Source organism: Bartonella sp. AD328YNZD (assembly GCF_042196425.1).
Genome location: NZ_JBHIQG010000194.1, coordinates 2,052 through 4,827 on the forward strand (window position 1 = coordinate 2,052; position 2,776 = coordinate 4,827).

Here is a 2,776-nt window from a genome sequence, read left to right on the forward strand (position 1 = left end):
TGCTGTTCAAATTTAAGTTTTAATGGTGGAGTTTGTGGGTGAGAGTTTAAAAAGGGGAGTGATGATGTGGGGTATAAGAAAAGTTGCGGTTTTTATTTAAAATGATAGCGTATTTTTTTTCTCCCTCTTGCTATGAGGCTTGTAGAAACCCATATTCTTTTTAGCACTACGGTTCTTCTTCATGCTGCTTTTTCCGCGGTGTTTTTTAGAGGCTGGATAATCCTTTCTGGATGTTTCTTTTGTGGAATATTGGAGAGGTTAAAGTGTGGTGATGGCTTGAGGTTTAAGGAAAAAAAATGAACTTGGAAAAATATAGCGAACGCGTACAGGGTTTTTTACAATCAGCACAAAATAGCGCTCTTGCTTCTGATCATCAGCAGTTTATGCCGGAGCATTTCCTGAAAGTGTTGTTAGACGATTCTCAAGGATTGGCTGCATCGCTTATCCAAAACGCTGGTGGTGATCTTACTCTTATTCAAAAGGCGCTAAAAGAAGCACTTGATGCTTTGCCTAAAGTGCAAGGGGGAAATGGACAGCTCTATCTTTCACAGCCATTGGCAAAAGTTTTCGCGCTGGCTGAGGATATTGCGAAAAAAGCCGGTGATCAGTTTGTGACCGTGGAGCGCATGTTGCAAGCGCTGATCATGGAAAAGACCGCAAAAACAGCCGATATTTTAACAAGTGGAGGATTGACCCCGCAAGCGCTTAATCGGGCAATTAATGCGCTGCGGAAAGGAAAAACAGCAACAAGCCCCCATGCCGAAGGACAATATGATGCCTTGCAAAAATATGCCCGGGATCTCACAAAAGATGCACGCGAAGGAAAACTCGACCCTGTTATTGGACGAGAAGAAGAAATTCGACGCACTATTCAGGTGCTCTCACGGCGGACGAAAAATAATCCCGTGTTGATTGGTGAGCCTGGGGTGGGGAAAACAGCTATTGTGGAAGGGTTAGCTCTGCGCATTATCAATGGCGATGTCCCTGAAACTTTGCGGGATAAACAACTCTATGCGCTCGATATGGGAGCGCTTATCGCTGGTGCAAAATATCGTGGAGAATTCGAAGAACGTCTCAAAGCAGTGCTGGCAGAGGTGCAAGCCGAAAATGGACAAATTATCCTCTTTATTGATGAATTGCACAATCTTGTTGGAGCAGGAAAATCTGATGGTCCTATGGATGCGTCTAACTTGTTAAAGCCTGCTCTTGCACGCGGAGAACTCCATTGTGTGGGTGCTACTACGCTCGATGAATATCGAAAATATGTCGAAAAAGATGCTGCTTTGGCACGCCGCTTCCAGCCTGTCTTTGTACCTGAACCCTCTTTGGAAGATACTATTTCTATCTTGCGCGGTATTAAGGAAAAATATGAACAACATCACAAAGTGCGCTTGGCTGATAGTGCTTTAATTGCGGCCGCGCGTTTGTCTAACCGCTATATTACGGATCGCTTCTTGCCGGATAAAGCTATTGATCTTATCGATGAAGCGGCGGCACGTTTGCGTATGCAGGTCGATTCAAAGCCGGAAGAACTCGATGCTGTTGATCGGCGTATTTTACAGTTGAAGATCGAACGGGAAGCTTTGAAAACAGATGTCGAGCCAACAGCAAAAGAACGGTTGAAAAATGTGCAGGAGGAACTGAAAACATTGGAACAACAGTCCGCTGAGATGACAAGTGCTTGGCAGGCTGAGAAACAAAAATTAGGGCATGCTGCTGATTTGAAAAAACAACTCGAAGAAGCCCGTAATGCTTTGGCTATTGCACAGCGTGATGGACAATTCCAACGCGCTGGAGAGCTCGCTTATAGTGTCATTCCTGAACTCGAAAAACAATTGAGTATCGCGGAAAATGATGACCAACAAAATCATCTCGTTGAAGAAACGGTGACGGCTGAACATGTGGCGCGGATTGTTTCGCGCTGGACCGGTATTCCTGTTGATCGAATGCTGGAGGCAGAACGGGAGGCGCTGTTGCGGATGGAAGATGAAATTAGCAAACGTGTGATTGGGCAGGGAGAGGCTGTTCAAGCTGTTTCTCGTGCTGTACGGCGTGCGCGTGCGGGGCTGCAAGATCCTAACCGTCCGCTGGGGTCTTTCATGTTCTTGGGACCTACGGGGGTGGGAAAAACCGAGTTAACCAAAGCTCTGGCCGCTTTTCTCTTTCAAGACCCAAATGCCATGTTGCGTATTGATATGTCGGAATATATGGAAAAGCATGCTGGGGCGCGGCTGATTGGGGCACCTCCTGGATATGTTGGATATGAAGAAGGGGGCGTGCTGACGGAGGCTGTACGTAGAAGACCTTACCAGGTCATTCTGTTTGACGAAATTGAAAAAGCACACCCTGATATTTTTAATCTCTTGTTGCAAGTGTTGGATGAGGGACGCTTGACGGATAGTCAAGGACGTACCGTTGACTTTCGAAATACCTTGCTGATTATGACTTCTAATCTTGGTGCTGAGTTTTTAACTGCTTTGCCTGAAGGGCAAGCAACAGATCAGGCAAAAAATGATGTTATGAATGTCGTCAAAGCCGCTTTCCGTCCTGAATTTTTAAACCGTATTGATGAGATTATTCTCTTTCAAAGGCTGCAACGTCACGATATGGAGGCTATCGTTGATATTCAGATAGAACATTTGCAAAATCTACTCAATGAACGCAAAATAACTTTGCAAATCGAGCCAGAGGTGAGAAAATTTCTTGCCGATAAGGGCTATGATCCGCTCTATGGTGCTCGTCCGCTTAAACGGATTATTCAAAAAGAAATTCAAGA

The 2,776-nt window shown here is 45.2% G+C and carries 1 protein-coding gene; it reads left to right on the top strand.

Annotation, left to right across the window (positions count from 1 at the left end; translation table 11 throughout):
* Nucleotides 1-296: 296 nt before the first annotated feature.
* Nucleotides 297-2,776, top strand: a 2,480-nt coding sequence (gene clpB / locus ACFIO3_RS08910) for an ATP-dependent chaperone ClpB (RefSeq protein WP_375704337.1), incomplete at its 3' end; no start/stop codon positions are given.